Genomic DNA, 25798 nt, shown 5'->3' with positions numbered 1-25798 from the left:
ACACCCTATATAAAACGGTCGTGGACGTGCGGGGCGGGCGCACACCCGGGCCACGGTTATGCCCGACTCGACCGTGTGTACCGGGTATGGACGAAGGAACCCGCGAGCTGCTCGAGCCGCTCCCGCCGAGCGCCAAACTGGTCTATTACGTCCTCGACGAGGAGGGCCGGTTCGACCAGACCGGGCTCGCCGAGGAGACCCGCCTCTCGACCCGAACCGTCCGGTTCGCGGTCGAGAAGCTCACCGAGGTCGGGCTCGTCGAGGAGGGCCTCTGCCCCAAGGACGCCCGCCGGTCCGTCTATGCGGCCGTCCCCGAGTCGGAGCGGCCGACCGGGTCCGAGCCCGAGACCGCCTCCGAGCCCGACGCGGAGGCGCCGACGGCGACCGCGGTCGCCGAGGACTGACGCCGACCGACGCGCCGCTCTCCCGGTCCGCTTCCTCCCCGATCCGTCGCGTTTTTGCCCGCGCGACCGGTAGTGAGCACACTCGATGGCGACGTATCACATCGAAACGTACGGCTGTAGTTCCAACCGGGGCGAGAGCCGGGAGATAGAGCGGGCGCTGCGCGACGGCGGCCACCGCCCGGCCGACGGTCCCGAAGACGCGGATGTCGCCATCCTCAACACCTGCACGGTCGTCGAGAAGACGGAGCGGAACATGCTCCGGCGCGCGGAGGAGTTAGCGGAGATCACCGCGGAGCTCGTCGTCACCGGCTGCATGGCGCTCGCGCAGGGCGAGGCGTTCGAGGAGGCCGACGTCGACGCCGAGATCCTCCACTGGGACGAGGTGCCCGCGTACGTGCTCAACGGCGAGTGCCCGACGGTCACCCCCGACGCCGAGCCCGTCCTCGACGGCGTCGTCGGCATCCTCCCCATCGCGCGCGGCTGCATGAGCAACTGCTCGTACTGCATCACCAAGTTCGCGACCGGGCGGGTCGACTCCCCCTCGGTCGAGGAGAACGTCGAGAAGGCCCGCGCGCTGGTCCACGCCGGCGCGAAGGAGATCCGGGTGACCGGCCAGGACACCGGCGTCTACGGCTGGGACGAGGGCGACCGGAAGCTCCCGGAGCTGCTCGACCGGATCTGCGACATCGACGGCGAGTTCCGCGTCCGGCTCGGGATGGCCAACCCCGGCGGGATCCACGGGATCCACGAGGAGCTGGCCGACGTGTTCGCGAGGAACGAGGAGCTGTACGACTTCGTCCACGCGCCGGTCCAGTCCGGCTCGGACGCGGTGCTCGAGGACATGCGCCGCCAGCACCGCGTCGGGAAGTTCCGCGAGGTCGTCGAGACGTTCGACGACCGGCTCGACCACTGGACGCTCTCGACCGACTTCATCGTCGGCTTCCCCACCGAGAGCGACGCCGACCACGAGCGCTCGATGGACCTGCTCGCCGAGGTCCGCCCGGAGAAGATCAACGTCACCCGCTTCTCGAAGCGGCCCGGCACCGACGCCGCCGAGATGAAGGGGCTCGGCGGCACCGTCAAGAAGGAGCGCTCGAAGGCGATGTCCGAGCTGAAGATGGAGGTCGTCGGCGAGGCGTACGAGTCGATGGTCGGCGAGACCTTCGAGGCCCTCGTCGTCGAGGAGGGCACCGGCGACTCCGTGAAGTGCCGCGACTCCGCCTACCGACAGATCATCGTTCAAAAGGCCACCGAGCGCGGCGTGGAGGTGGGCGATTTCCTGGAGGTCGAAGTGACCGGTCACAACACCGTCTACGCGTTCGGCGACCCGGTCGCGCCGGACTCGGCGGAGCGGGGTTCGGTCGACGGCGAGTCCGTCGAGCGCGACGACGCCCCCGGCTCGACCACCTCCTCGGCGTAGCGACTCGGGGAGCGGCTCCTCCGGCTCGACCGGCCCGTTCGACCGTCCCCGCTCGACTGCTTCCGTTCGACCGGCCCGTTTTGACCCCCTCCCCCGTCTGATCCCTACTCGTTCGGAGTCGACCCGCTCGGTTTCCAGCTCCCTCCGCCGTCGACGTCCGCGTCCACGTCTGCGCCGAGCGAATACCCCGATTCGGCGCGGTCAGGGAGCCGGATTCGGACGACGGTCCCCTGCGGGTCGTTTTCGGTGAACTCGACCGTTCCGTCCGCCCGGGTCACGGTCCAGTATATCAGCCACAGCCCGAGCCCCTCGGTGTGTTCGAGCGGCGTCTCCACGACGTTCCGTAGCGTTTGCCGTTCGATCTGTGGAATTCCCCGTCCGGTGTCTTCGATGACGAGGCTCGTCGCGCCGTCCTCGTCTCGTCGGACGCGCACCGTGATCGTCACGTCGTCGTCGTTGTGTTCGATCGCGTTCCGAAGCGCTTCCTCGAACGCGAGCGGGAGCGCCGGGTGTGTTCGGACGGCGCAGCTGTCCGGGAGCTCCGTCCGGACCGTGACCCCGGGCGACTCCGCGGTCAGCCGAGCCACCCCCTCTTCGACGACGGCGACGAGATCGAGCGACTGCACCGTCTCTGTCCGCCAGATCGACGCGATGCGTCGGGTCCGTTCGCTCGTCTCGACGAGCTCCTCCAAGTGAGTCCGAGCGATCCGCGCCCGGTCCGCGACCTCCGCCCTGTCGTCCACGTCCTCGATTCCGTCCAGGTACCCGAGCGCGACCGAGAGCTCGTTGCGAATGTTGTGCCGCAGGACGCGATCGTTGATCGAAAGCAGGGTGGAGAGCTCCCGTGATTCGGCGAGCTGTTCGTCGGCCTTCACGACGTAGGGACCCGCGCGCGATCCGACCGCCGCGCCGAGGCTGGTGGCGAACGTGATCAGAAACGAGAGCTTGAACGCGTGGTGTTCGAGCAGCCAGATGAGCCAGACGATGGCGGCGAGCGCGGCGAACGAGAGCGCCGTCAGCGCGCCGATTTGGACCGCACGCCGCTGTCCGGACGGGGATATCTCCCACTCCGGGAGCTCGTACGCGGTGTAAAAGACGATCCCGCAGAGCCCGAAGATGAGCACGGACTCGAGCAGCGCGCCCACTCCCCCGCCGTTGATCGCCAGGTGTCGCACGCCCAGAGCGGCGCAGAGGCCGCCGAGCGCGACGAACCCGACGCGAGGGGAGAGGCGGGAGACCATTGGGCGTCGTACACCGCCACGACGTTTATGCGTTTCTTGGCGGCCCGATCGCGGCGGATCGGCTCATCGGTCGTCGTAGATGAGCTCGACCTCGTCGGCGAAGCGGTCTAAGATGTTGCGCCGCTTCTTCTTCATCGTCGGCGTGAGCAGGTCGTTCTCCTCGGTGAACTCCTCTTCGACCAGTCGGAACCGCTTAATCTGCTCGTATGGCTCGAACTCCTCGTTGACCCGGTCGACCTCCTCCTGAATCCGCTCGCGGACCCGGTCGTCGCGGCAGACGTCCCGGTGATCGTCGGGGAGGTCGATCCCGCGCGCGTCCGCCCACGCCGCCACCTTCTCGAAGCTCGGGACGATCAGCGCGGAGACGAACTTCCGGCCGTCGCCTAACACGACGCACTGCTCGACGAACTCGTTCGCCGCGAACCGGTCTTCGATCGGGCCAGGCGCGACGTTCTTGCCGGTCGAGAGCACGAGCAGCTGCTTGGCGCGCTCGCGGAAGGCGATGTACCCGTCCGGCCGGAGCTGGACGATGTCGCCGGTGCGGAACCAGGGGTCGTCCGGATCGCCGCCGCGCTCCTCCGGCGGGTCGCCGGCCACGACCGTGTCCTCCGGGAGCCGGTCCGGCTCGGTGAACGCCTCCGCGGTCGCGTCCGGACGGTTCCAGTAGCCGTCGGTCACCTGTGGGCCACGCACGAGGAGCTCGCCGGCGTCGCCCGCGAGGTCCGCGACCTCCTCGCCGACGACGGTCCCGTCGATCGCGACCTCGGTGTCGACCACCGGCGGGCCGATGGTGCCGACCGTCGGCGCCTCGGGCGGGTTGACGCTGATGACGGGCGAGGTTTCGGTGAGTCCGTATCCCTCCAGGATCGGCAGGTCCATCGCGTGGTACAGCGCGCACAGCTCCGCCGACAGCGACCCGCCGCCGGAAATGAAGAAGTCGATGTTGCCGCCGATCGCCTCCCTGACCGACGAGAAGACGAGCTTGTCGGCGATCGCCCGCTTGGCGTCGAGCACGGCGCCCGGATCGTCGGCCTCGTGGTGGGCCTGTCCCACGCCGACCGCCCACTCGAAGATGCGCTCCTTGACGGGGGACTCGCTCGCCTGCTCGCGGATCGCGTCGTACAGCTTCTCGTAGACGCGCGGGACGCTCGTGGTCGTCGTCGGCCGGACGAGCCCGAAGTCCTCGCGGAGGGTGTCGGGGCTCTCTGCGTAGCCGACGGTCGCCCCCGCGGCGAACATCATGTAGTGGCCGGCGAGCCGCTCGAAGACGTGCGCGAGGGGGAGGAACGAGAGCGTTGTCGAGTCGGCGCTGATCCCCGGCACGTCGGGGTCGCGGTCCGGGCGGTCCGCAAAGCGGCGGTAACACTGGTTGACGTTCTCCCGGAAGTTGGCGTGGGTGAGCCGGACGCCCTTGGGCTTGCCCGTGGTTCCGGAGGTGTAGATGAGGCTCGCGAGGTCGTCGACCTCGACCGCGTCGATCCACGACTCGTAGGCGGCCTCGTCGAACGCCTCGTCGCCGAGGGCGTGGACCGCGCCGAGCGTGTACACGTCGTCGACGGAGAGGCCGGTGTCGTTCCCGTCGCCTCCCGCACCCAGCTCCGCGTCGAGGTCCGCCGCGTCCACGTCGTCGAACGTCACGACCGCGTCGAGCTCGTGGTCGAGGTCGCCGGCGACTCCGAGCACCTCGTCGAGCAGCTCGCGATTCTCCGCGACCACCACGGTCGCCTCCGGGTCCTCGATCAGGTAGCGGACCTGACTCGGCGAGGAGGAGGCGTACACGGTCGTGACCGTCGCGCCCGCGGCCAGCGCCGCGAAGTCGGTCTGGGCCCACTCCATCCGGGTCTGCGCGTACAGCGCCACGCGCGTGTCGCCGTCGACGCCGAGCTCGCGGAGCCCGGCCGCGAGCCGCCGGACGATCGCGCGCATTTCGGCGTAGGTCACGTCGGCGTACTCGCCCGCCGTAGCGGGCGGGAGCACGCCGCTGGAGACCAGCGACCGGTCGTAGATCCCGCCCTTGTACCGCTGAGCGAGCCGGTCCGCGTTGCGCTCCGCGGACCGCTCGAACATTCGCGGGAGCGTCTCCCGGGCGACGGCGTCGTCCGAGAACCCCCGTTCCGCCTCTCGCCAGTTCATACCACGAACTCCCGCCCAAACAGTATAAACGATCGGGTAGTTTCGAGTTCACTCGGGGGTCGGAACGCGAGGGTTTAATCCCGAGAGGGAGCGAGAGACCCCTGTGGACCCCGATCGGATCCCCGCCGAGTTCCCGGCCCCGAGCTTCCGAGGGGCACAGGAGCGGGCGCTCGCGGACATCCGCGACGCGTTCGCCGCCGGCAACGACGTGGTCTTGGTGCGCGCGCCGACCGGCAGCGGCAAGTCCCTCCTCGCGCGGGCGATCATGGGCGCGTCGGCGACCGTCGAGGAGACCGCCCCGAGCGACGCGACCGGCGCCTACTACACCACCCCGCAGGTGTCGCAGATCGACGACGTGGAGGCCGACGACCTGCTCGACGACCTGGCGGTCATCCGGGGGAAATCGAACTACGACTGCATCCTCCCCGGCGAGCACGACACCCCGGTCGACCGCGCGCCCTGCGTCCGCCAGCAGGGGTTCGACTGCTCCGTGAAACACCGGTGCCCGTACTTCTCCGACCGCGCGATCGCCTCCGGGAACCGCTACGCCGCGATGACGCTCGCGTACTTCATGCGGACCGCCGGCTCGGAGGTGTTCCGGAAGCGCGACGTGGTCGTCATCGACGAGGCCCACGGGCTCGCGGAGTGGGCGGAGATGTACGCGACGATCGAGCTCTCGCCGGACCGCGTCCCCGTCTGGGACGAGGTCGGCGTCCCCGACGTGGCGGCCGACGCCGGCCCCGAGGAGGACCCGCTCGACCGCACCGCGCGGTTCGCCGCGTCGCTCCGCGACACCGCCAAGCGGGCGAAAGACGAGCTCGTCGGCCGCCCCGAGCTCGAGCGCGAGGAGGTCGCGCGTCGGGACCGTCTCCAGGAGCTGATCAGCGAGCTCGGTTGGTTCTTAGAGGACTACCGCGACCCCGAGTCGCCGACGACGTGGGTCGTCGACCAGCCGGACGGCGAGGGGTCGGCGCTCGCGATCAAGCCGCTGGACCCGGCGCGTTACCTCCGACACACCGTGTGGGACCGCGGGAACAAGTTCGCGCTGCTGTCCGCCACCATCCTCTCGAAGGAGGCGTTCTGTCGCGGCGTCGGCCTCGACCCCGCGAACGTCGCCCTCGTCGACGTCGAGCACACGTTCCCGCTCGCACACCGGCCCCTGTACGACGTGACGCAGGGGTCGATGACCTACGAGCACCGCGACGAGACGGTGCCGAAGATCGCCCGCCTGATCGTCCGGCTGATGGCGGAACACCCGGACGAGAAGGGGCTGATCCACGCACACTCGTACGACATCGCCGGCCGGCTCACCGAGCTGCTCGGGGAGTTCGGCGTCGCCGCGCGGGTCAGACGGCACACGCGGGCGAACCGGGACGCGGAGCTGTCGGCGTGGAAGGCGAGCTCGGACCCGGAGGTGTTCGTCTCCGTGAAGATGGAGGAGGCGCTCGACCTGAAGGGCGACCTCTGTCGGTGGCAGGTGGTGTGTAAAGCGCCGTACCGCAACACCAACGACTCCCGCGTCGCGCGCCGGCTCGAGGACGACCAGTGGGCGTGGTACCACCGGACCGCGCTCCGGACCGTCATTCAGGCGTGCGGGCGGGTCGTCCGCGCCCCCGACGACTACGGCGCGACGTACCTCGCCGACGACTCCTTGCTGGATCTGTTCGACCGCGCGGAGGCCGACACGCCGCCGTGGTTCCGCGACCAGATCGACGCGATGACGACCCCGACGCTGCCCGAGTTCGACCCGGGCGCCGCGCTCGCCGGCATCGACGCCGAGCCGACCGGGCCGTCGCGCGCGGCCCGTCGAGGCGGGACGACCCTCGGCGGCGGTTCGGGCGGGAGCGGTGGCCTCGGGAGTGGCGGATCGCGAGCGAACGGCGCGGGTGCGGGCAGCTCGGGCGCGTCCGGCGGGTCGAGGACGGGAGCGACCGGCGAGGACGCGGGCGGAACGACGCGAACGCGCTCGGAGGCGGACGCGGAGCGCCGCGAGGACCACCCGCTCTCCGACGTCTGGGGCGACGGCTAGGGGTCGGCGGGAGGGGGACGGACGGAGGCGGTGACGGCCTCCGATCCGGACCGCGGTCGTGAGAGCGGATCTGTTCTGCGCTTAGAGGAGCGAGACGCCCCAAGCGGCCATGGAGCTGACCATGAGGAACGCGAAGAACAGCGCGAACAGCTGTTGTCTGTCCATACCTCGGCTACGACCGCAGAGCGTGATAACTCCTGCGGGCGCGGGTCGATTCGGTCGACGCCGGTCGGCGTCGCCCGCCGATCCGCGTCACGAACCGATCGACAGTACGTACCGGGCGACACCGCGTACCGATCGAGAGGCCATCTCGAACGCATTATATTACCACGGACTGATCAACCGTCAATATATATCGTATAAGGTGTATCAGGGACCTCAGTCAATTAGTAACCTTCATAAACCATCACGCCACTACCCTAGGTATGGCAACGAAGGGGCTGGCGACCGCGCTGACGCTGTACGGGGCGCGAACACTGACACTCTCTCAGGCCGCCGCGCAGGCCGGGCTCAGCGAGGCGGAGTTCGTCGATCAGTTGGAGCGCCGCGGGATCGACGTGACCGAGTCGGAGCGCGCCGCCGCGCTCGGCGAGGAGCGGACCGCCCGCGCCGACTGATCGGACGCGACGCGCGACGCCGCGGATTTCGATCGTTTGGATCCGTCGATATCTGGTTCGAGAGGGCTATTTTCGATCGAGTGCGGGAGTGAGTCTTGGACGTTGGTCATCTGATTGCTTATAAGTCGGATTAGGTGTTGCTGGTGGCTGTTTATAAGTGATCAGCGTGCCTATGGTGAAGACCCGCAAACCCCCAGCCGTGAGACGGTCAGACACTCGCTGTGCTCCTCACTCGTTCGCTCCGCTCACTCGTTGCGGTGCTTGCATCGTCTCTGACCGTCTCACGGCTGCCCCTTTGAGTCCCACCCGACTGCTGACCGCAGCCTCACGCCTCCCCAGCCTCGTCGCTGGCGGCAGTAGTCGCCAGCGACTCCCTCGCACGCGCTCTCGCCGGCGGCGTCGCCGCCGGCTGTCAGAGAGAACTTCGGTCTCTCCCTACTCGCGCCCTTATCAGGGCGCTCGGAGGCGCGCGCCACCGCACCGCTATTTATAAGAGATCATAACCGCCGACCACGGTCGAACGGAGTCGACCTCTTAAATCGGCGGACGGCCCCGAACCTACTCCTCGGGGACGAGGTGGACCTCGCCGCCGTGCTCAAAGGCGAGCACGGTGTCGTCGTCGCCGTCGACGAACTCGGGGTTCGGGACGGTCTTCGCCTCGTAGGTGACCGGGTCGAGCACCTGGATCGCGTTCTCGTCTTCCACCGTCACGACCGTCGTCTCCGCGGCGTCGTCCCGGCGGCCGAGCCGCGCCGCGTCCGGGGCCGCTCCGTCCTCGAACTCCGAGGTGTACTCCGCGCCCGTGGCGAGCCGGACGCCGCGGAGCCGACCCGAGACGCTCGTGACGAGGACGGGACCGTCGCCGTCCTCGGGATCGATTATCTCGCCCTCGGCGTACCGCGGGAGCCGGACCGCGAACGTCACCCGGTACACCTCGTTGCCGTCGCCGTCCTCGGTGACGAGGGTCGGGTACGACTCGAAGCTCCCGCCGAGCGACTCCGTGATCCGCGTCGCGACGTTCTGCGCGAGCCGGTTCGAGGAGAGCTTGACGTCCGGCCCGTCGTCGGTCTCGTTGACCTCCGTGATGAACGCCTCGCGGTCGCCGTCGGCCTCCTGGTCGGCGACGTACGTCTCGGCGATGGCGAGCGCCTCGGCGCGCTCCTCGGGCGTCAGATCGCGCTCGTCCGCGCGCACCTGCACGACCCCGGCGTAGTAGCCGCCGGCGATCCGCCCGCAGCGGTCGCAGGTCCCCCGCGAGATCTTCACCGGGACGGTGACCTCCGCGGAGCGGAGCGTCCCGCGGACGACCCCCGAGAAGCGGCAGTGCATCCGGACGTTGTTCTCGTCGACCTGCTCGGGCTCAACGCCCCACTCCACGTCCTCGGCGTCGACGTGCACGCCGAGCGCCTCCGCGACCTCGTCGACGGCGACATCGGTGTAGTCGCGCGCGCCCACGTCCCGCCACGACTCGCCGCGGCGGACCGCGCCGCAGCCGGAACAGACCAACACCTCGATCCGGTCGGGCGCGTCGACCAGCTCGAAGTCCTCGAAGTAGCAGTCGTCACACAGCAGCGCGTCCCGCCCTCGGGGGTCGCCGGGAAGCGGCTCGCGCCGCTCCGGGACGGCGTCGCCACACCGGGGACAGAACTCCCGCGATTCGCTCATTGCTCCCGGATACGCCAAGGAGCCGTTTAAGCGGCGCGGACCGTCCCTCGTTGGCCGGCGCCGAGCCGGCGCCGTCGCGGACGCTTCCGGCCGGATCCCTCCGAAATCGTTTTTCGCGCGGGCCGAGAACGGGTGGGTATGAGCGAGAACCCCGACGACGAGCGCCTCGAGGAACTGCGAGAGAAGAAGATGGAAGAGCTCCGCGAGCGCCAGCAGGGCGGCGGCGACGCCGAGGCCCAACAGGAGGCGCAACAGCGCGCCGAGGCCCAGCAGGAGGCCGTGCTCAAGCAGTACCTCACGGACGGCGCGCGCCAGCGGCTCAACGCGGTCGCGATGTCGAAACCGGAGTTCGGCGACAAGGTGAAACAGCAGGTCGCGGCGCTCGCACAGAGCGGCCGGATCCAGGGACAGATCGACGAAGACCAGATGCGCGACCTCCTGAAGGAACTCCAGCCCGACCAGCAGAGCTTCGACATCCGCCGCCGATAGATGGAGCTCGCGCTGCTGTACAGCGGGGGGAAAGACTCCTCGCTCGCCGCCCACCTGCTCGACCGCTTTTACGACGTGCGCTGCGTCACCGGGAGCTTCGGACTCACCGACGACTGGAAACACGCCGAGCGCGCGGCCGCGGAGCTGGGGTTCCCCTTCGAGCGCGTCGACCTCGACCGCGAGGTCGCCGAGGAGGCGACCCGGACGATGATCGACGACGGCTACCCCCGCAACGGGATCCAGCGCGTCCACGAACACGCCTTAGAGACGATCGCGGGCCGCGAGGTCGACGCCATCGCCGACGGCACGCGCCGCGACGACCGCGTGCCGACGGTGTCGCGCGCGCAGGCACAGAGCCTGGAGGACCGCCACGGGATCGACTACATCTCCCCGCTCTCCGGGTTCGGCCGCCACGCCGTCGACCGCCTCGTCGAGGAGACGTTCGACGTCCAACAGGGGCCAAGCGAGGAGGTCCCCAAGGCCGACTACGAGGACGAGCTCCGGACCCTCATCGCCGACGAACACGGCGAGGGGACCGTCAGCGAGGTGTTCCCGGACCACGATCAGACGTACGTGCACGGCCGGAACGACTGATCGGGACGAACCACCGAGTCTCGCTGTTGATATATTCAATTCATAGATATTATTCCGATGAGACGAGCGTCATCCGGTGTGTTAGGCGTTGAACCTCACCTGGAGTATCGTCCGCACACGAAAATTATCCATTTCGAGAACTCGGGGTGAGGGGTTAAAACCCGGAGCTGATTCCGGTGACGTGTGTGTCGTAACAGACGAATACCGGAACGCAGCCGTCGCGAGCTGTTGGCCGCGACGGCCGGAGCCGCCGCCCTCGGGCTCGGCGGCTGTCTCGGATCGAGCGCCGAACAGACCGACGAGAGCCGCACGCCCCTGTCGGAGCGCACCCTCCGCTACGGCGGCGTGATGGCCCTCTCCGGCGGGTTGGAGTCGGTCGGCTCCCCGATCGCCGACGCGGTCGAGCTCCCGGGGAAACAGCTCGACGCCTCGGACGTCGAGGCCGACGTGGAGTGGCGGATCGAGGACTCGGAGACGACGGCGCGCGGCGGCATCGACGCGATGCGGACGCTCGTCGACGCGGAGTACCCGGCCGTCGCCGGGCCGCTCGGCTCCGACGTGACGCTGCAGGCCGTCCAGCAGGCCTCCATCCCCGCGGAGGTCGTCAACTGCTCGCCCGCCAGCACGACGCCGACCCTCTCGATCCTCAACGATCGCGGGTTCAGCTTCCGGACCGCGCCGGACGACTCGCTGCAGGCCGTCGTCGCCGCGGGGCTCGCGGCCGACGAGCACGGGGCGTCCTCGGCGGCGACGCTGCACATCGCGGGCGACTACGGCCGACAGCTCTCGGGCGCGTTCGCCACCTCGTTCGACGGCGAGATCCAGCGGCAGGTCTCCTTCGCCGACGAGTACGAGGAGCCGCTCGCGACCGCCCTCTCCGGCGAGCCGGACCTCCTCTTCGTGATCGGCTACCCGACCGACGGGGTCGAGATATTCTCGCACTACTACGACGGCTACGCCGGCGACGAGACCGTGTTCACCACCGACGGGATGATGGACCCGTCGCTCCCCGAGCAGGTGGGCGAGCCGATGCGGAACGTCTACGGGACGGCGCCGTCCTCGAACGGCCCGGGGTACGACGCCTTCGCGGAGCGCTACGAGTCCGAGTACGGGCGGGCCCCGAGCATCTTCACCGCGAACGGGTACGACGCCGCGGCGGTGCTCCTCCTCGCGAACGCCGCCGCGGGCGAGAACGACGGGGGCGCGATCCGCGAGCGGATGCGGGCCGTCGTCTCTGAGGGCGGGACCGAGGTCACGCCCGACACCCTCGCCGAGGGCGTGCGCCGCGCCGCCGCCGGCGACCCCGTCGAGTACCGTGGCGCGTCGAGCGAGGTCGCCTTCGACGAGAACGGCGACGTCTCCGGGATCGACTACGAGTACTTCCGGTACGACGCCGACGGGATCAGCGTCATCGAGGAGGTCTCTCCGGAGGTGGGGGCATGAGCGGAGCCGACTCCGGCGGAACCGACGAGGCCGGCGGAAGCGGCGACGCCGACGAGTCGGCCGTCGGCCGGGTCGCGAGGCGGCTCACGCCGGGCGTGATCCGGCGGAACTACCGGGCGAAGTTCGTCATCTCCATCCTCCTCGTCGTGGTCGTCCTCGCCGCCGTGGGCGGCGTGAACTACGCGAGCGCGGAGGCCACGGTGGAGCGGGACGCCGAACAGCAGCTCACGTCGACCGTGGACATGCACGCCGACTCGATCAACGAGTGGGCGGTCTCGATGGAGACGCACACCCGGTCCGTCTCGTCGACGCAGGCGCTCGCGGGGGCGGACGCCGGGGCCGCCGAGGGGGAGCTGATACAGAAGCAGGCGCAGCTCCCGGTCGACGTGCGGGCGATCCACCTCGTCGACACGGCCGGCGGAGAGGTCGTCACGAGCACGTCGCCCGCCCTCCGCGGCGAGTCGGTCGACGGGGTCGCGGCCCCGTGGAGCGATGTCGAGCCCGGCGTCGACCTCACCTCGTCGAACGACGTATGGAACTCGCCGACCGCCTACGAGTCGGCGGCGATGGGCGATCAGGTGATGGCGTTCGCCAGCCCCGTCGCGGGCGACGAGTCGCGCGTCGTCGTGCTGGTCGGCACGCTGGAGTACCGGGTCGACAACCTCCGGCAGCTCCACGCCGACCAGGAGACGATGATCGTCGGCGCCGACGGCGAGACGATCCTGTCGAGCGGCGACGACGCGCTGAACGCCGACGGCGAGGTCGTCGCCGAGCTGGGGGCGTCCCGTGACGGGACCGCCTTCGACCGCGGCGACGACGAGGTAGCGGCGTACGCCTCGACCGGCGACAAGGAGTGGGTCGCCGTCACCACGGTCCCCACCGCGCAGGCGTTCGCCGCGAGCGACGCGGTCGGCACGAGCGTCCTGACCGTGATCGGCGCCGGGCTACTCTCCCTGGTCGTCGTCGGGCTCGCGCTGAGCCGGCAGACGGTCGGCCCGCTGCGCGACCTCCGCGACCGCGCGGAGCGCATGGAGGCCGGCGACCTCTCCGTCGATCTGGAGACGAACCGGATCGACGAGATCGGTCGGCTGTACGGGTCGTTCGGCGCGATGCGCGACTCCCTCAGCACGAAGATCGACGAGGCCGAGACCGCACAGGAGGCCGCCGAGGCCGAGCGCGAGCGGATGGCCGAGCGGAACGACCGGCTGCAGTCGACCGCCGACGACTACGGCGAGACGATGCGGGAGGCCGCCGACGGCGACCTCACCGCGCGGATGCGCACCGACGCGGACGACGAGGCGATGGCGGCGATCGCCGAGGAGTTCAACGGGATGATCGCGGAGATCGAGCGGACGTACGCCCGCCTCACCGCGTTCGCCGACGAGGTCGCGTCCGCGTCCGAGCAGGCGACGGCCTCTGCGGAGGAGGTGGCCGAGACGGCCTCCGAGGTCGCCGGCTCGGTCGACGAGATCTCGCAGGGGGCCGCCGACCAGAGCGAGTCGCTGACCGAGGTGAGCGGCGAGATGAGCGACCTCTCCGCGACGATCGAAGAGGTCGCCTCGTCGTCCGACCAGGTGGCCGAGGCCGCCGCGCGGACCGCGGCGGCGGGCGACAGCGGACAGGAGGCCGCCGAGGAGGCGATCGACGAGATGGAGGCGACCGAGGAGACCGTCGAGGAGGCGGTCGCGGCGATCCACGCGCTCGACGACGAGGTGAGCGAGGTGGACCAGCTGATAGACCGGATCTCGGAGATCGCGGAGCAGACGAACATCCTCGCGTTGAACGCCAACATCGAGGCCGCCCGCTCCGCCGGCGAGGCCGGCAAGGGGTTCGAGGTGGTGGCAGAAGAGATCAAGGCGCTGTCCGACGAGGTGAAGGAGGCCGCGGAGACCGCGGAGTCCCGCATCGACGCGATCCGCGCCCGGATGGACCAGTCGACGGCCGAGGTCGAGTCGACGAGCGAGCAGATCGACGACGCCGCGGAGCGCGTCGAGGCCGCCGTCGACGACCTCGGACACATCGCCGACCTCGCGGACGAGACCAACGACGGGGTCCAGGAGATCTCCGACGTGACCGAGGAGCAGGCCGCCTCCACCGAGGAGGTCGTCTCCATGGCGGACGAGGTGGCGACGATCAGCGAGGAGACCGCCTCCGAGGCGGACACCGTCGCCGCGGCCGCCGAGGAGCAGACCACCTCGATCGCGGAGGTCTCGGAGTCCGTCTCGTCGCTCTCCGAGCGCGCCGCCCGGCTCTCGGAGACGCTCGACCGGTTCGAGACCGACGCCGACGTGGACCCGGCGAGCGACGAGGCGGGCTCGCTCGGTCCCTCCCCCGCCGAGCCGGGGGGCGCCGACCCCGGAGCCGGTGACCGTTCCCCGACGGGCGAAGCGAACTCGGACTGACGGCTCGCGGCCGCTCTCGTTCGCGGACCGGCGGTCGCCCCCGAAAGGATGCTTTCAAGCGGGCGCTCGCCGAACCCACGCCCATGTACGACGGCCTCAAGGGATTCCGCGACTTCTACCCCGGCGAGCAGTCGGCCCGGCGCGAGGTGACGGACGCGATCGAGGACGCCGCGGGCCGCCACGGCTTCCGCGAGATCGCCACCCCCGCGCTCGAACGGACGGAGATGTACGTCGACAAGTCGGGCGAGGAGATCGTCGAGGAGCTGTACGCCTTCGACGACAAGGGCGGCCGCGGCGTCTCGATGACCCCGGAGCTCACGCCGACCGTCGCCCGGATGGTCGTCGCGAAGGGCCAGGAGCTCTCGAAGCCGATCAAGTGGATGTCCACCCGGCCGTTCTGGCGCTACGAGCAGGTCCAGCAGGGGCGGTTCCGCGAGTTCTACCAGACGAACATCGACGTGTTCGGCTCGTCGGCGCCCGAGGCCGACGCCGAGGTGCTGGCGGTCGCGGCCGACGCGCTGACCTCGCTCGGACTCACCGGCGACGACTTCGAGTTCCGCGTCTCGCACCGCGACATCCTCGGCGGGCTCGTCCGGGCGCTCGCGGACGACCCGGACGCGGTCGATGCGAAGGCCGCGATCCGCGCGGTCGACAAGCGCGCGAAGGTCGACGACGGCGAGTACCTCGGTCTCCTCTCGGACGCCGGGCTCGACCGCGCGACCGCCCGCGAGTTCGACGACCTCATCTCTGGCGTCGACGACCCCGCAGACCTCGACGCGGTCGCCGAGGCCGGCGGCGAGGAGGTCGAGGCCGCCGTCGAGAACCTCCGGAACGTACTCGCCGCCGCCGACGACTTCGGCGCGGGCGAGTTCTGCGAGGTCTCGCTGACGACCGCCCGCGGGCTCGACTACTACACGGGCGTCGTCTTCGAGTGCTTCGACTCCACCGGCGAGGTGTCCCGCTCCGTCTTCGGCGGCGGGCGCTACGACGACCTCATCGAGAGCTTCGGCGGCCAGCCCACGCCCGCGGTGGGCGTCGCGCCCGGCCACGCCACGCTCAAGCTCCTCTGTCAGCGCGCGGGCGTCTGGCCCGACGAGGAGCTGTCGACCGACTACTACGTGCTCTCGGTGGGCGACACGCGGAGCGAGGCCGCCGCCCTCGCCCGCGACCTCCGCGCGCTCGGCGACGACGTGGTCGTCGAACAGGACGTCTCCGACCGCTCGTTCGGCGCCCAACTGGGGTACGCCGACTCGATCAACGCCGAGACGGTCGTCGTCGTCGGCGAGCGCGACCTGGAGAACGGCGAGTACACGGTGAAGGACATGGCGACCGGCGACGAGACGACGGTGCCGGTCGACGAGTTCCCGCCCGAGGACGGACTGCCGACCTACGAGGACTACGAGTAGCGCCCCGGCTCACAGGAATCCGGGGGAGTCCGCGGCGGAACCCAGGGCGTCAGTCGCGGATCGCTGACTCGGCGCAGACCGTTTCGAGCCAGTCGAACTGCGCCGCCAGCTCCGTCCGTCGCTGCCGGGCGATGACCGTCGCGTCGAGCACGCCGCCGACGATCGCGACGTCGAGCGCGAACTCCGTGGTCGCCTCCACCTCGCTCCCGTCGGGCGCGGGCGAGACGGCGTACGTCGTCCGCATCTCCTCGAAGATTCCGTCGCGCTGCTCGTAGGCCAGATCCGCGTCGGGACGGTCGACGAGTTCGAACGCGAGTTCGATCGTCGCGATCCCCACCTCGTTCGCAACGCGGACCGTCTCGCCGTCGACGGCCACCTCGTCGAACCCCGACGCCCGCATGAAGGGGCCGATCCGGTGCATCGACTCGCGGACGGTCTCCGGCGGCGCCCGGATCCCCCGCGAGAGTGTGACCGCGTTCACGGGCCGATCCCTCCGCGGGAGCGCGGCGAACGTCTTGGATGTGTGGCGACCATCAGACGGGAGGTAATGAGCACTCCGGCCCCTTCACACGGGTCCCGAACGCGTTCGGATCCTCACACCGCACCGAGCGCGTAGGCGATCTGCCCGACCCCGGCGACGACGAGCAGCGCGCCCGCGACCGTAGTGAACCGGTCGACGCCTCCGGCGACCGCGCCCGCGCCCACCCGGTGGCCGACCGCGGTCGCAACCGTCACCGCCAGCATCAGCCCGGCGAAGCTCCCCGCGTAGCTCGCGAGGGTGGCCGCGGCGCCGGCGGTCCCGAGCGTCATCGACTGGACCGCGACCGCGAGGAACAACGGGAGCACGCAGGCGGTCGCGGCCAGCGCGTAGAGGGCGCCGAAGAGGCCGAACCCGAGGACGCTCGTCCGTCGCTCCGGAAGCGAGACGTGCGCGCCGAGGCTCCAGCCTGAGAGGACGACGGCACCGAGGGCGACGAGCGCGACGCCGACGAGTGGCTCCACGACGGGAAGCAGTCGCTCGACGGCCTCTCCGGCGGCGAGCGCGAGCCCGGAGAGGGCGCCGAAGACGAGGAGCGCCCCGATCGCCGCCGCGAGGCCGCGCACGGCGGCGCCCGCGAGCGGGACGCCTCCCTCATCGACCGCCGCGGCGTAGTACCCCACGTAGCCGGGCAGCAGCGCGTAGGCGCACGGCGAGAAGAACGTCGCGGCGCCCGCCCCGAGCGCGAAGGACGCGGTCCCGGCGAGTTCGGCGGTCATGCTGTCACCTCGCGGCCGCGATCCGTTCCCGCAGTTGCTCCGCGGACTGGTGCCCCCGCGCGGCCGAGACGATCCGGTTGTCGGCGTCGAGCACGACGGTGTACGGGACGCCGGCGGCGTCGAGGCGCTCGGTGAGCGTCAGCTCCGGATCGTAGGCGACCGGCCAGTCGCCGCCGTGGTCGCGCCACCAGTCCGCCACGTCTGCCTCCGTCACCGTCTGACCGACCGGCTCGTTCGTCACGGAGACGACCTGCGCGTCCGCGACACTCGCGGCGACCTCGCTCAGCGGCGCCATCGAGCGCTTGCAGACGCTACACCACGTGGCGAACACCTCGACGAGGGTGACGTGGCCGCGCTCGGGGACCGTCTCGGTCCCGGTCGGACTTCCGGGCGCCTCGATCCGCGGCAGATCGACTGGCGCGACCGCGCCGTCCCCGCCGAGGGAGCCGCCGTAAACGGCACCGGCGCCGAGGCCGGCGACGCCGAGCCCGGCCGCGCCCGCGAGGAGGTCGCGTCGGCGCATCTCACCACCTCTCGCGGAGCGTCCGGACGTCGTCCACGACGTCTGCGGGGTTCGGAACCTGTCCGGTGTAGGCCCGCTCGACGTAGCCGTCCGCGTTCGCCAGGACGATCAGGTTCGTGTGGACGTACGCCATGTTCTCTGCGTCCCGGTCCTCCTTCGGGATGTACTCGTACGCGACGCCGAACGCGTCAGTGACGACCGTGCGGGCGCGCTCGTCGCCCTCCGGTCGGAGGAACCACCAGTTGCCGGCCTCGCGGTCGACGCCGCGGTCCTCGCCGTACGACTCGAGCTCGGCGGCGGTGTCGTGTTCGGGGTCGAACGTCACCGGCAGGAACGCCATCTCGTCGGCGAACCCCTCCGCGACCGACTCCGCCTGCACCTGCACGAGGTTGGCGGTCAGCGCCGGACAGGTCATCGAACACCGGGCGAACACGAAGGTGAGCATCGCGTGGCGGTCACCGACGAACTCCCGCGTCGATACCTCCCGGTCGTGCAGCGGCGCCGGGACCGAGACCTCGGGGAGCTCTTCGCCGTGGATCGGGTACGGGAGGTCGGCATCGGACCGCTTCTCGTAGTTCTCCGGCGGGTCCAGCGCGACATCCTCAGCGGCGCCGGTGGACCCGAGCGGGAGTCCGGAACAGCCGGCCAGCGAAACGCCGAGCGCGGCCGTGCCGGCGCTTCGGAGGAACGTTCGGCGATCGATCGGGAGTGTGGGTGACATGGGTGCGTCGATTGGGTAGTGTAGTTGTCGCGTGCGGTTCGCCGTTCGACCTATCCGTCGAGCGCCTCGCGGCACCGGGCGTCGTACTCGGCCACGGTGTCCGCCGCGAGTCCGGGCAGCTCGTCGGCGCCCCGCTCGATCGCCGGTTCGCCGTCGAGGTCGGGTTCGCCGACCACAACGCGGCCGACGTTGCCGAACGACTCGTGGGTGCCACAGAGCACGACCGTGTCGGCGTAGTCGTAGACGCCCTCGGTCTCGAAGGTGACTGAGAACCGGCTCCCGTCGCGGATGAGGTCGCTCGACCACGGCTCGGCGTCCTCGGGGATGCGCCGGTGGTCTCCGTGCGTCTCGGGGTGATAGCTCGCGACGGCGTTCCGCTGGCCGCCCCCGACCCACGTGACCGTGCCGCCGACCTCGACGTGGACGATCCCCGGTTCGAGCGACGGACTCGGGATCGAGGCGATCGAGACGATCGCCTCGGGCGCCGGAGTACCGAGCGTCCCGGCATCGGTCGTCGCCCCGCCGACGTCCCCGTCAGAGCCGGTCGCGCCGTCGTCGGAGCCGCTCGCGGCGCTCCCGAGGCAGCCAGCGAGACCGAGCGCGGCCACCGATCCGCCGAGTTCGAGCACGCGACGGCGCGTCTGTGACTTCGTCATGGGCCTGAAGGTTCGAGTGCCGGGTCACCCCGTGCGGTTACTCGCCGTCGGGGTTCGAGTCGAAGATGTCCGTGTCCTCTTCCCCCTGCACGTCGAGCACGCCGAGGACACCCTTCCGAACGACTCGGCTCAGGGAGTGGTCGACGAGCTTGATCGGGCCGGGGACCGGCGTCTCGATCTCCGCGGCGGTGACGGTGCCGGGCGCGACCGGCGTCGTCTCCACGTAGCGGGCGGGGTCCGAGACGAGGTCGCCGTCGCGGTAGAGCTTGTCCCAGACGTTGCCGATGGCGTGCCACGAGCTGCTGAGGTTCGGGCCGCCGTTGGACATGAAGATCCGGACCCGATCGCCCTGATCGATCGGGATCCGACCGTTGCCCGACTCGGTGAACGCGTACGCCTCGCCGTTGTATGTCACGTACGTCGGATTCTCGGCCTTGGCGGCGTCGAGGTCGAACTCGTGGTGCCCCTCCTCGCCGGGCTCGCCGTTCGTGTAGATCTCGTGTTGACCGAAGTAGAGCTCGCGGTCGACCTCCGGGAGCCCGTCTTTCGGCTCGACGAGGATGGAGCCGAACATCCCGGCGCTGATGTGGTGGTCCATGTTCGGGACCGCGCAGTGGTAGATGTGGACGCCGGGGTAGGTGGCCTTGTACTGAATGGTCGCCTCCTCGCCGGGCGCGATCGTCGTGTGATCCGCCCCGCCACCGGGCCCGTACACCGCGTGGAAGTCCATGTTGTGGGGCATCCCGCTGTCCTCGGGGTTCTTCAGGGTGAAGTTCACCGTATCGCCCCGGCGGACGCGGACCATCGGCCCGGGCACCTGCCCGTCGAAGGTCATGTAGTCGAAGGTGACGCCGGGCTCGATCTCGGCGGTCACCTCCGTCGTCTCCATGGTAACCTCGTGCGTGCGCGGCTCGTCCCAGTCGACGGGGTCGGGCACGTCCGTCGGGTCCGCGGCGATGCGGTCCACGTCGACGTCCGCGGCCGGATCGAGCGAGGTCGCCTCGGCCGACGCCTCCCCGCTCTCGTCGCCCCCCGTCTCGTCCGAGGACGCCGTGGCGGCGTCGGTCTGTCTGCCGCCCATGCAGCCCGCGAACGCGGCCGCGGCGCCGATGCCTGCCGTTTTCAGGAACGCACGCCGATTGGTGTGGGAATGTCGGGTCATTGGGTCTCCCTCCAATTGGTATTTGCCGGGGGAACCCCGTATAACCGCACAAATGTTCTCAGTTCGTGAGTAAATCTCTGAACATCATCGCCGTTTTTACTTAAAGGGTATCCGGATCTAATACCGGCGACCCGAACGTGTTTGAGAGCTGTCTGATCTCGAGGAGTCGAGCGCGAAATGAGAACGGGTCGCGTCGGGGGGAGCGTCGAGCGTCACTGGGGAGTCTCGTCGACGTCGGCCTGCGGCGGGAGATCCTCGACGAACCGCTTGACGGCGATCTCTTCGGCGCGGTGCAGCGCCTCGCTGCAGGTGGACTTCGCGACCCCGGCGCTGTCGGCCAGATCGGTGAGCGAGCAGCTCCGGGGCGTGTCGTAGTACCCCGCCTCGACCGCGCGGAGAAGGAGGTCCTGTTCGGTCTCGGTCAACAGCTGGCTCGCCTCAAGCCGATCCCGGACGTGCTTGACGCGGAACTCCAGACCGAGCTCGTCGAACTGCCGGCCCAGCTCCGCGATCCGGTCGTGGGCCCCGGTGATGTCGATGGTGGCCTCCCCGTCGCTGATCTCGACGGGCATCTCGATGGGGACGCCAGAGCGCTTCGCCGCGAGGAGCAGCAGCGGCGCCGAGGTCTCGAACTGCACCGTCACCTCGTGGTCGGACCGGCCCATCACCGACGTGTCGGTGACGGCGGGATGTGCCTCCATCGCCTCGAGGACGGCCTCGACGTCCGGGGCGGTTATCCACACGAGCGCGAACCCCGGGCCGTCGCCCGGAAGCGCGGCGATCACTCGGAACGTCGCCTCCGGGAACTCGCGGGAGACGTCGGCCGCCCACGGGCCGTCCGGGAGCTCGACGACGAGACGTGCTTGCGTCATCGGGCCTCTCGGAGCGGTACTCCGGCTCGTCCGCTGGGCGTTCGGGTCGGACACGGCCGGATGCGACTCCGTCGCGATCCGGAGATCGGGTCGGTCCGCGGTCGCGGGAGCGGGCGTCCCCTCCCCGACCGCCGGAACGTGAGTCTGACGCGTCGCCGGTCGAGGTCGTGTTCAGCCATCGTCGGATAGGTGGACGTACGCCTCTAGTTAAAAGGGTTCTCCGAGTATTTTCACGAACGGATGCCATCGGCGAAACTGTTCGGGGGTTCCCTTATACCGACCTCCGATCGGAACGGGTTCAGCGCGGCGACGACCGGTGACGGCCGCAGTCCCGACGACCGGTGACGGCCGCAGTCCCGACGACCGGTGACGGTCGACGCTCACCCCTCGATGGGTCACCGGATATATGCCGAACAGGTTCGGCCGAGAACCCAATCGGCCGTGCGGACGTTATCCGTCCGAGCGATGGCTACCGAAGTGGACCTGCGCGACCGTTCCGACCGTGACCGTCGGGATCGGATATACGGCGCGCTCGACGGGGCCGAACCGGGCGAGGAGCTTCACGTCACCGCCGATCGGGGGATCGACCCGTGGCTGATCCGGTATCAGATCGATCGCGAGCGCGCGCTCGACTGGGAGCACGAGGGGGCCGACGCGGAGCCTCGGGAAGTCCGGATCGCCAAAGGGGAGGCGCTCGACGACGGGGCGTCGGGGACTTTCGACGCGCGCGATCTCGTGCCACAACGACGCCACGAGGCGCTGCTCGACGCGTTCGACCGCCTCGAACCGGACGAGGGGTTCGTGCTGGTGAACGACCACGACCCGAAGCCGCTTTACCACGAACTCCAGTCGACGCACGGCGAGGTCGTCGGCTGGGAGTACGAGAGCCGCGGCGGGGGAGAGTGGCGCGTCGCGATCGCGAAGACGGGCGCGTCGGCGGCCGACGGCGAGGACGACGACGTGATCACGCGGTTCGACGTTCGCGAGATCCCGAAGTCGGAGCGCCACGAGACGATCCACCACCGATACGGGATGATACCCGACGGGGAGACGATGGAGATCGTCGCCCCGCACGAGCCGCGACCGCTCCGCGGCGAGTTCCGGGACCGGTACGGCGACGCGTTCGACTGGGAGGTGGCGGAAAACCGGCCCGGGCGCTGTCGCGTCCGGATCACGAAGGCCGAGAAGAGCGGGGAGACCGACGACACCCCGGAAGTCGCGACGGAGCTCGACGTTCGCGACCTCCCGCCCGCCCGGCGCCACGACCAGATCTTCGAGGCGTACGCGGACCTCGACGGCGGCGAGGGGTTCGTGCTGGTGAACGACCACGACCCGAAGCCGCTCTACCACCAGTTCGACGCCGAGGCCGGCCCGGAGTTCCACTGGGAGTACCGCAAACGCGACCCCGGCGAATTCCGAGTGCTGATCGGCAAGTCAGCGTCGAGTGACGGCGGGGAGCCGGTCTCGGAGCAACCGAGCGCGCCGTTCTGAATCGACGCGTAACCGGTCATTTATCCGGCTCGTCGAACCCCACGCGGCGAGGCCCCGAACACGCCTCACGCGGCGAGGCCCCGAACACGTTCGCGAACAGGGACTCGTGGGTGGTCGACCGATCACGAGTGATGAGCGACTGCCGGCTCTGTGACCTCCCGACCCCCGACCCCCCCGTCACGGAGAGCGGGGTCGACGGCGAGTTCTGTTGCCGCGGCTGTCTGGAGGTGGCGCGTCGGCTCGACGACGTGGGCGACGCCGAGGCGGGGGTCGGCGAGGGCGAGGGCGCGACGCTCGGAGCCGAGGGCTCGACGCCCGGAACCGAGGGCTCGACGCCCGGAACCGACGAGGCGACCCTCCGAGCCGACGACTCGGGGGGCAAAGCTCCCCCGTCGGACGCCGCCGAGGCCTATCTGGCGGTCGACGGGATGCACTGCACGACCTGCGAGACGTTCCTCGGCCTGCGCGGCGACGACTGTCGCGGCGTCCGTGCGGTGGAGGCGAACTACGGCACCGAGACCGCCCGCGTCGTCTACGATCCGGCGGAGATCGACCGCGATGAGCTCCCGGAGGCCCTCTCCGGTTACGGCTACGCGCTCCGGTTCCGGAACGGCTCGGAGACCAGCGGCGGCGACGCCAGCGACCGAACGGGCGGCGGGGGTCGCGCGGGGAGACGCCGGGACGATCGGACGGTCGAACGGCTCGTCGTCGGCGGCTTCCTGGCGATGCTGATCATGCCGTGGTACGTCCTGTCGCTGTACCCGAGCTACCTCGGCATCGAGACGAACGTCCTCGCGATCGACACGACCACCGCCGCGGGGCGGTACCTGCCGCTGGCGTTCATCGCGCTCCTGACGACCGTCCTGCTGGCGTACACCGGCGCGCCGCTCCTCCGGGGCGCGTACGTGAGCGTTCGCGCGCGCCGGCCGAACATGGATCTCCTCGTCGCGGTCGCCGCGCTGTCCGCGTACGCCTACAGCACCCTCGCGCTCGCGACCGGGAGCACCCACCTGTACTACGACGTGACGGTCGCCGTCGTGATGGTCGTCTCGCTGGGCCGGCACTACGAGGAGCGGGTCAGGTCGCGGGCGAACGACCTCCTCGAGACCGTCACGGCCGCCCGCGTCGAGTCGGCGACGCGCCTCACGGAGTCGGGGCCGGAGTCCGTCCCGATCGACGACCTCGAACCGGGCGACCGGGTCCGGGTCACGCCCGGCGAGCGCGTGCCGATCGACGGGACCGTGATCGAGGGGACCGCCGACGTCGACGAGTCCGTGATCACCGGAGAGTCGCTCCCGGTGCGGAAGGAACCCGGCGAGACCGTGATCGGCGGCGCGACCCTTCTCGGCGACGTGCGGGAGACCGACGGTGGGGCGGCGGACCGCGCGAGCGAGGCGGGCGAGTCGGCCGGCGCGGTCGTGATACGCGTCGGCGAGGACGCGGAGAGCACCGCGGACCGCCTCGCCGCCGCGCTCTGGGAGGTCCAGACCGCCGCGCCGGGGATCCAGCGGTTCGTCGACGCGCTCGCGACGGTGTTCGTGCCGGTCGTGTTGACGCTCGGGCTGCTCGTCGCCGGCTGGCGGCTGGCGACCGGAGGCACGGTCGCCGCCGCGATGCTCGCCGGGCTGACCGTCCTCGTCGTCTCCTGCCCGTGCGCGATGGGGCTCGCGACCCCGCTCGCCGTCTCCGGCGGGCTCCGCGACGCGCTCGACCGCGGCGCGGTCGTCACGGACGCCTCGGTGTTCGAGGTGGCCCGGGAGGCCGACACGGTGGTGTTCGACAAGACCGGCACCCTCACCGCGGGCGAGATGCGCGTCGCCGAGACGCACGGCGACGACCGGACGCTCCGGCGCGCCGCCGCGATCGAGCGCCGGGCCGACCACCCCGTCGCGGACGCGATCCGGGAGGCGGCGGCCGGCGACCTCGCGGAAGGGACCCGAGTGGAGTCGTTCACCCGCCACCCCGGCGCCGGGATCTCGGGGCGACTCGTCCCCGGCGATGGATGGGAGACCGACTCCCCACCGGCCGACGCCCGCGTCGTCGTCGGGACCCCCGACCTCGTCGAGAGCGAGTGCGGCCCGATGCCCGACGACCTGCGGGGGCGCGTCGACGACGTCGCGGACGGGGGCGCGCTGCCGGTCGCGGTGGGGTGGGACGGCGCGGCCCGCGGGGTGATCGCGGTCGAGGATCGCGAACGGGAGGGGTGGGCGGCGGCGCTCGACGCGTTCGCCGACAGGGAGGTGGCGGTCCTCACCGGCGACGAGGGACCGCGGGCCGACCGGTTCCGGGACCACCCCGCCGTCGACGAGGTCTTCGCCGGCGTGCCGCCGGACGGGAAGCTCGAGGCGGTCCGCGGGTTCGCCGCGTCCGGGACCACCGTGATGGTCGGCGACGGCACCAACGACGCGCCGGCGCTCGCGGCGGCGGACCTCGGCATCGCGATGGGCGACGGGACCGCGCGCGCGGTCGAGGCCGCGGACGTCGTCATCGCCGACGAGGACCTGCGAGCGGTCGAGACGGTGTTCGACCTCGCGGCGGGGACGCGGCGGCGTATCCGCGAGAACGTGGCGTGGGCGCTGTGTTACAACGCGGTGGCGATCCCGCTCGCGGTCGCGGGGCTGCTCAACCCCTTCTTCGCCGCGCTGGCGATGGCCGCCAGCAGCGGGATCGTCGTGACGAACTCGACGCGGTCGGTGTTGTGAGAGCAGCGCCGTGAAACGGCAGATCGCCGAACGGTGTTTCCGGATAGATCGCGGGAGTACGTGAATCATTGCGGTGGGTCGGTTGTTTATAAGTCGGATTGTGGCGATGCTGGCGGGTATTTATAAGTGATCGGCGGCTCTGGAGTGACAGCCTCCAAAGCCCCAGTCGCTGTGGGCGGCGCACGCTCGCTGCGCGCCTCACTCGGTCGCGAGCGCTCCCTCGTTGCGGTGCTTGTGTCGCCTGCGCCGCCCACAGCGACTGCCCCTTTGAGTCCCGCCCCGCACAGCACGGCACCGCATCCTCACGCCTCCCCAGCCTCGTCGCTCGCTGCTCGCGGCTTCGCCGCTCGCCATCGAGGTGCTCGCGCTGCTCGCACCTCGCACCGCTCGCGACTCCCTCACGCGTGCTCCTCGGCCGCGAGGCGGCCTCGGAGGCACGTGCCACCGCAATAGCCGTTTATAAGGAATCATCGCTTCCGGTCACAGATCGCTTAAATACTGCTTCGCTGCCGACAATCTGCAAAACCCACTCCCGCATTCACTCGTCGCTGTCCCTCACAGAGTCCCACGA

21 protein-coding genes are annotated in these 25798 nt (G+C 70.4%); 11 read left to right on the top strand and 10 right to left on the bottom strand.

Features of this window, described 5'->3' with window-relative positions; genetic code table 11:
• The first annotated feature begins 86 nt into the window (after window positions 1-86).
• The gene (locus tag JIN95_RS09345) at window positions 87-404 is read left to right on the top strand and encodes an ArsR family transcriptional regulator (RefSeq protein ID WP_200531242.1); all 318 of its coding nucleotides are present in this window, start codon (window positions 87-89) and stop codon (window positions 402-404) included.
• Between the two features lie 85 nt (window positions 405-489).
• Window positions 490-1824 (top strand): tRNA (N(6)-L-threonylcarbamoyladenosine(37)-C(2))-methylthiotransferase, encoded by a 1335-nt coding sequence (locus JIN95_RS09340; RefSeq protein WP_095637486.1) that lies wholly within the window; start codon window positions 490-492, stop codon window positions 1822-1824.
• Between the two features lie 104 nt (window positions 1825-1928).
• Here JIN95_RS09340 and JIN95_RS09335 read toward each other — a convergent pair whose 3' ends face one another.
• Window positions 1929-3065, bottom strand: a complete 1137-nt coding sequence (locus JIN95_RS09335) for a HAMP domain-containing sensor histidine kinase (RefSeq protein WP_200531240.1) — start codon at window positions 3063-3065, stop codon at window positions 1929-1931.
• A gap of 63 nt (window positions 3066-3128) precedes the next feature.
• Window positions 3129-5198, bottom strand: a complete 2070-nt coding sequence (locus JIN95_RS09330; RefSeq protein ID WP_095637488.1) for a long-chain fatty acid--CoA ligase — start codon at window positions 5196-5198, stop codon at window positions 3129-3131.
• A gap of 103 nt (window positions 5199-5301) precedes the next feature.
• Here JIN95_RS09330 and JIN95_RS09325 point away from each other — a divergent pair, with 103 nt between their 5' ends.
• Together JIN95_RS09325 and JIN95_RS09320 are read left to right on the top strand one after the other, a co-directional pair.
• On the top strand, window positions 5302-7227 hold the full coding sequence (locus JIN95_RS09325; protein ID WP_200531238.1) for an ATP-dependent DNA helicase: 1926 nt from the start codon (window positions 5302-5304) through the stop codon (window positions 7225-7227).
• Window positions 7228-7652: 425 nt separating this feature from the next.
• A complete protein-coding gene (locus JIN95_RS09320) occupies window positions 7653-7844 on the top strand; it encodes a UPF0175 family protein (RefSeq protein ID WP_095637490.1) in 192 nt (63 codons plus the stop codon).
• A gap of 558 nt (window positions 7845-8402) precedes the next feature.
• On the opposite strand, the gene JIN95_RS09315 is transcribed toward JIN95_RS09320, so the two are convergent.
• Window positions 8403-9509: a 60S ribosomal export protein NMD3 gene (locus tag JIN95_RS09315; RefSeq protein WP_095637491.1), complete on the bottom strand. Its 1107-nt coding sequence runs from the start codon at window positions 9507-9509 to the stop codon at window positions 8403-8405.
• A 138-nt stretch (window positions 9510-9647) separates the two neighbouring features.
• Between JIN95_RS09315 and JIN95_RS09310 the strand changes: the two genes are divergently transcribed.
• The 5 genes from JIN95_RS09310 (at window position 9648) to hisS (ending at window position 15843) form a co-directional block, all read left to right on the top strand.
• Window positions 9648-9998, top strand: a complete 351-nt coding sequence (locus JIN95_RS09310; RefSeq protein WP_095637492.1) for a DNA-binding protein — start codon at window positions 9648-9650, stop codon at window positions 9996-9998.
• A complete protein-coding gene (locus JIN95_RS09305) occupies window positions 9999-10592 on the top strand; it encodes an asparagine synthase-related protein (RefSeq protein WP_200531233.1) in 594 nt (197 codons plus the stop codon).
• A gap of 228 nt (window positions 10593-10820) precedes the next feature.
• The gene (locus JIN95_RS09300) at window positions 10821-12035 is read left to right on the top strand and encodes an ABC transporter substrate-binding protein (protein WP_234699187.1); all 1215 of its coding nucleotides are present in this window, start codon (window positions 10821-10823) and stop codon (window positions 12033-12035) included.
• Window positions 12032-14437: a methyl-accepting chemotaxis protein gene (locus JIN95_RS09295; RefSeq protein WP_200531230.1), complete on the top strand. Its 2406-nt coding sequence runs from the start codon at window positions 12032-12034 to the stop codon at window positions 14435-14437. The genes JIN95_RS09300 and JIN95_RS09295 overlap by 4 nt, the downstream gene beginning before the upstream one ends.
• An 83-nt stretch (window positions 14438-14520) precedes the next feature.
• The gene (gene hisS / locus JIN95_RS09290; protein ID WP_200531228.1) at window positions 14521-15843 is read left to right on the top strand and encodes a histidine--tRNA ligase; all 1323 of its coding nucleotides are present in this window, start codon (window positions 14521-14523) and stop codon (window positions 15841-15843) included.
• A gap of 49 nt (window positions 15844-15892) precedes the next feature.
• Here hisS and JIN95_RS09285 read toward each other — a convergent pair whose 3' ends face one another.
• The 7 genes from JIN95_RS09285 to JIN95_RS09255 form a co-directional block, all read right to left on the bottom strand.
• Complete coding sequence (locus tag JIN95_RS09285; protein ID WP_200531227.1) at window positions 15893-16324, bottom strand: SRPBCC family protein; 432 nt, start codon at window positions 16322-16324, stop codon at window positions 15893-15895.
• Window positions 16325-16437: 113 nt separating this feature from the next.
• Window positions 16438-17100 (bottom strand): cytochrome c biogenesis protein CcdA, encoded by a 663-nt coding sequence (locus JIN95_RS09280; protein ID WP_095637497.1) that lies wholly within the window; start codon window positions 17098-17100, stop codon window positions 16438-16440.
• 4 nt (window positions 17101-17104) lie between these two features.
• Window positions 17105-17623, bottom strand: coding sequence for a TlpA disulfide reductase family protein (locus JIN95_RS09275; protein ID WP_200531225.1), 519 nt, complete (start codon window positions 17621-17623; stop codon window positions 17105-17107).
• A gap of 1 nt (window position 17624) precedes the next feature.
• A complete protein-coding gene (locus tag JIN95_RS09270; RefSeq protein WP_095637499.1) occupies window positions 17625-18344 on the bottom strand; it encodes an SCO family protein in 720 nt (239 codons plus the stop codon).
• Between the two features lie 50 nt (window positions 18345-18394).
• A complete protein-coding gene (locus tag JIN95_RS09265) occupies window positions 18395-19000 on the bottom strand; it encodes a halocyanin (RefSeq protein ID WP_200531223.1) in 606 nt (201 codons plus the stop codon).
• Between the two features lie 37 nt (window positions 19001-19037).
• Window positions 19038-20162 (bottom strand): copper-containing nitrite reductase, encoded by a 1125-nt coding sequence (gene nirK / locus JIN95_RS09260; protein WP_200531221.1) that lies wholly within the window; start codon window positions 20160-20162, stop codon window positions 19038-19040.
• A 212-nt stretch (window positions 20163-20374) separates the two neighbouring features.
• Window positions 20375-21034: a helix-turn-helix domain-containing protein gene (locus JIN95_RS09255; protein ID WP_200531220.1), complete on the bottom strand. Its 660-nt coding sequence runs from the start codon at window positions 21032-21034 to the stop codon at window positions 20375-20377.
• Window positions 21035-21499: 465 nt separating this feature from the next.
• Here JIN95_RS09255 and JIN95_RS09250 point away from each other — a divergent pair, with 465 nt between their 5' ends.
• Together JIN95_RS09250 and JIN95_RS09245 are read left to right on the top strand one after the other, a co-directional pair.
• On the top strand, window positions 21500-22525 hold the full coding sequence (locus tag JIN95_RS09250) for a DUF2249 domain-containing protein (protein WP_200531218.1): 1026 nt from the start codon (window positions 21500-21502) through the stop codon (window positions 22523-22525).
• Window positions 22526-22656: 131 nt separating this feature from the next.
• Window positions 22657-25227, top strand: a complete 2571-nt coding sequence (locus tag JIN95_RS09245) for a cation-translocating P-type ATPase (protein WP_200531217.1) — start codon at window positions 22657-22659, stop codon at window positions 25225-25227.
• Window positions 25228-25798 lie beyond the last annotated feature (571 nt).

Source organism: Halorubrum sp. LN27 (genome assembly GCF_016635065.1).
Classification (GTDB): Archaea; Halobacteriota; Halobacteria; order Halobacteriales; family Haloferacaceae; genus Halorubrum; species Halorubrum salipaludis.
The sequence above is the reverse complement of the archived record's forward strand: the minus strand, read 5'-3'. Positions and strand labels throughout refer to the sequence as shown.

What these genes read in the sequence shown, in the direction of transcription:
- JIN95_RS09255 (WP_200531220.1), bottom strand. Translation starts at nt 21,034, where the DNA reads ATGACGCAAGCACGTCTCGTCGTCGAGCTCCCGGACGGCCCGTGGGCG.
- JIN95_RS09320 (WP_095637490.1), top strand. Translation starts at nt 7,653, where the DNA reads ATGGCAACGAAGGGGCTGGCGACCGCGCTGACGCTGTACGGGGCGCGA.
- hisS (WP_200531228.1), top strand. Translation starts at nt 14,521, where the DNA reads ATGTACGACGGCCTCAAGGGATTCCGCGACTTCTACCCCGGCGAGCAG.
- JIN95_RS09330 (WP_095637488.1), bottom strand. Translation starts at nt 5,198, where the DNA reads ATGAACTGGCGAGAGGCGGAACGGGGGTTCTCGGACGACGCCGTCGCC.
- nirK (WP_200531221.1), bottom strand. Translation starts at nt 20,162, where the DNA reads ATGACCCGACATTCCCACACCAATCGGCGTGCGTTCCTGAAAACGGCA.
- JIN95_RS09345 (WP_200531242.1), top strand. Translation starts at nt 87, where the DNA reads ATGGACGAAGGAACCCGCGAGCTGCTCGAGCCGCTCCCGCCGAGCGCC.
- JIN95_RS09245 (WP_200531217.1), top strand. Translation starts at nt 22,657, where the DNA reads ATGAGCGACTGCCGGCTCTGTGACCTCCCGACCCCCGACCCCCCCGTC.
- JIN95_RS09305 (WP_200531233.1), top strand. Translation starts at nt 9,999, where the DNA reads ATGGAGCTCGCGCTGCTGTACAGCGGGGGGAAAGACTCCTCGCTCGCC.
- JIN95_RS09315 (WP_095637491.1), bottom strand. Translation starts at nt 9,509, where the DNA reads ATGAGCGAATCGCGGGAGTTCTGTCCCCGGTGTGGCGACGCCGTCCCG.
- JIN95_RS09275 (WP_200531225.1), bottom strand. Translation starts at nt 17,623, where the DNA reads ATGCGCCGACGCGACCTCCTCGCGGGCGCGGCCGGGCTCGGCGTCGCC.
- JIN95_RS09340 (WP_095637486.1), top strand. Translation starts at nt 490, where the DNA reads ATGGCGACGTATCACATCGAAACGTACGGCTGTAGTTCCAACCGGGGC.
- JIN95_RS09335 (WP_200531240.1), bottom strand. Translation starts at nt 3,065, where the DNA reads ATGGTCTCCCGCCTCTCCCCTCGCGTCGGGTTCGTCGCGCTCGGCGGC.
- JIN95_RS09270 (WP_095637499.1), bottom strand. Translation starts at nt 18,344, where the DNA reads ATGTCACCCACACTCCCGATCGATCGCCGAACGTTCCTCCGAAGCGCC.
- JIN95_RS09250 (WP_200531218.1), top strand. Translation starts at nt 21,500, where the DNA reads ATGGCTACCGAAGTGGACCTGCGCGACCGTTCCGACCGTGACCGTCGG.
- JIN95_RS09295 (WP_200531230.1), top strand. Translation starts at nt 12,032, where the DNA reads ATGAGCGGAGCCGACTCCGGCGGAACCGACGAGGCCGGCGGAAGCGGC.
- JIN95_RS09265 (WP_200531223.1), bottom strand. Translation starts at nt 19,000, where the DNA reads ATGACGAAGTCACAGACGCGCCGTCGCGTGCTCGAACTCGGCGGATCG.
- JIN95_RS09310 (WP_095637492.1), top strand. Translation starts at nt 9,648, where the DNA reads ATGAGCGAGAACCCCGACGACGAGCGCCTCGAGGAACTGCGAGAGAAG.
- JIN95_RS09280 (WP_095637497.1), bottom strand. Translation starts at nt 17,100, where the DNA reads ATGACCGCCGAACTCGCCGGGACCGCGTCCTTCGCGCTCGGGGCGGGC.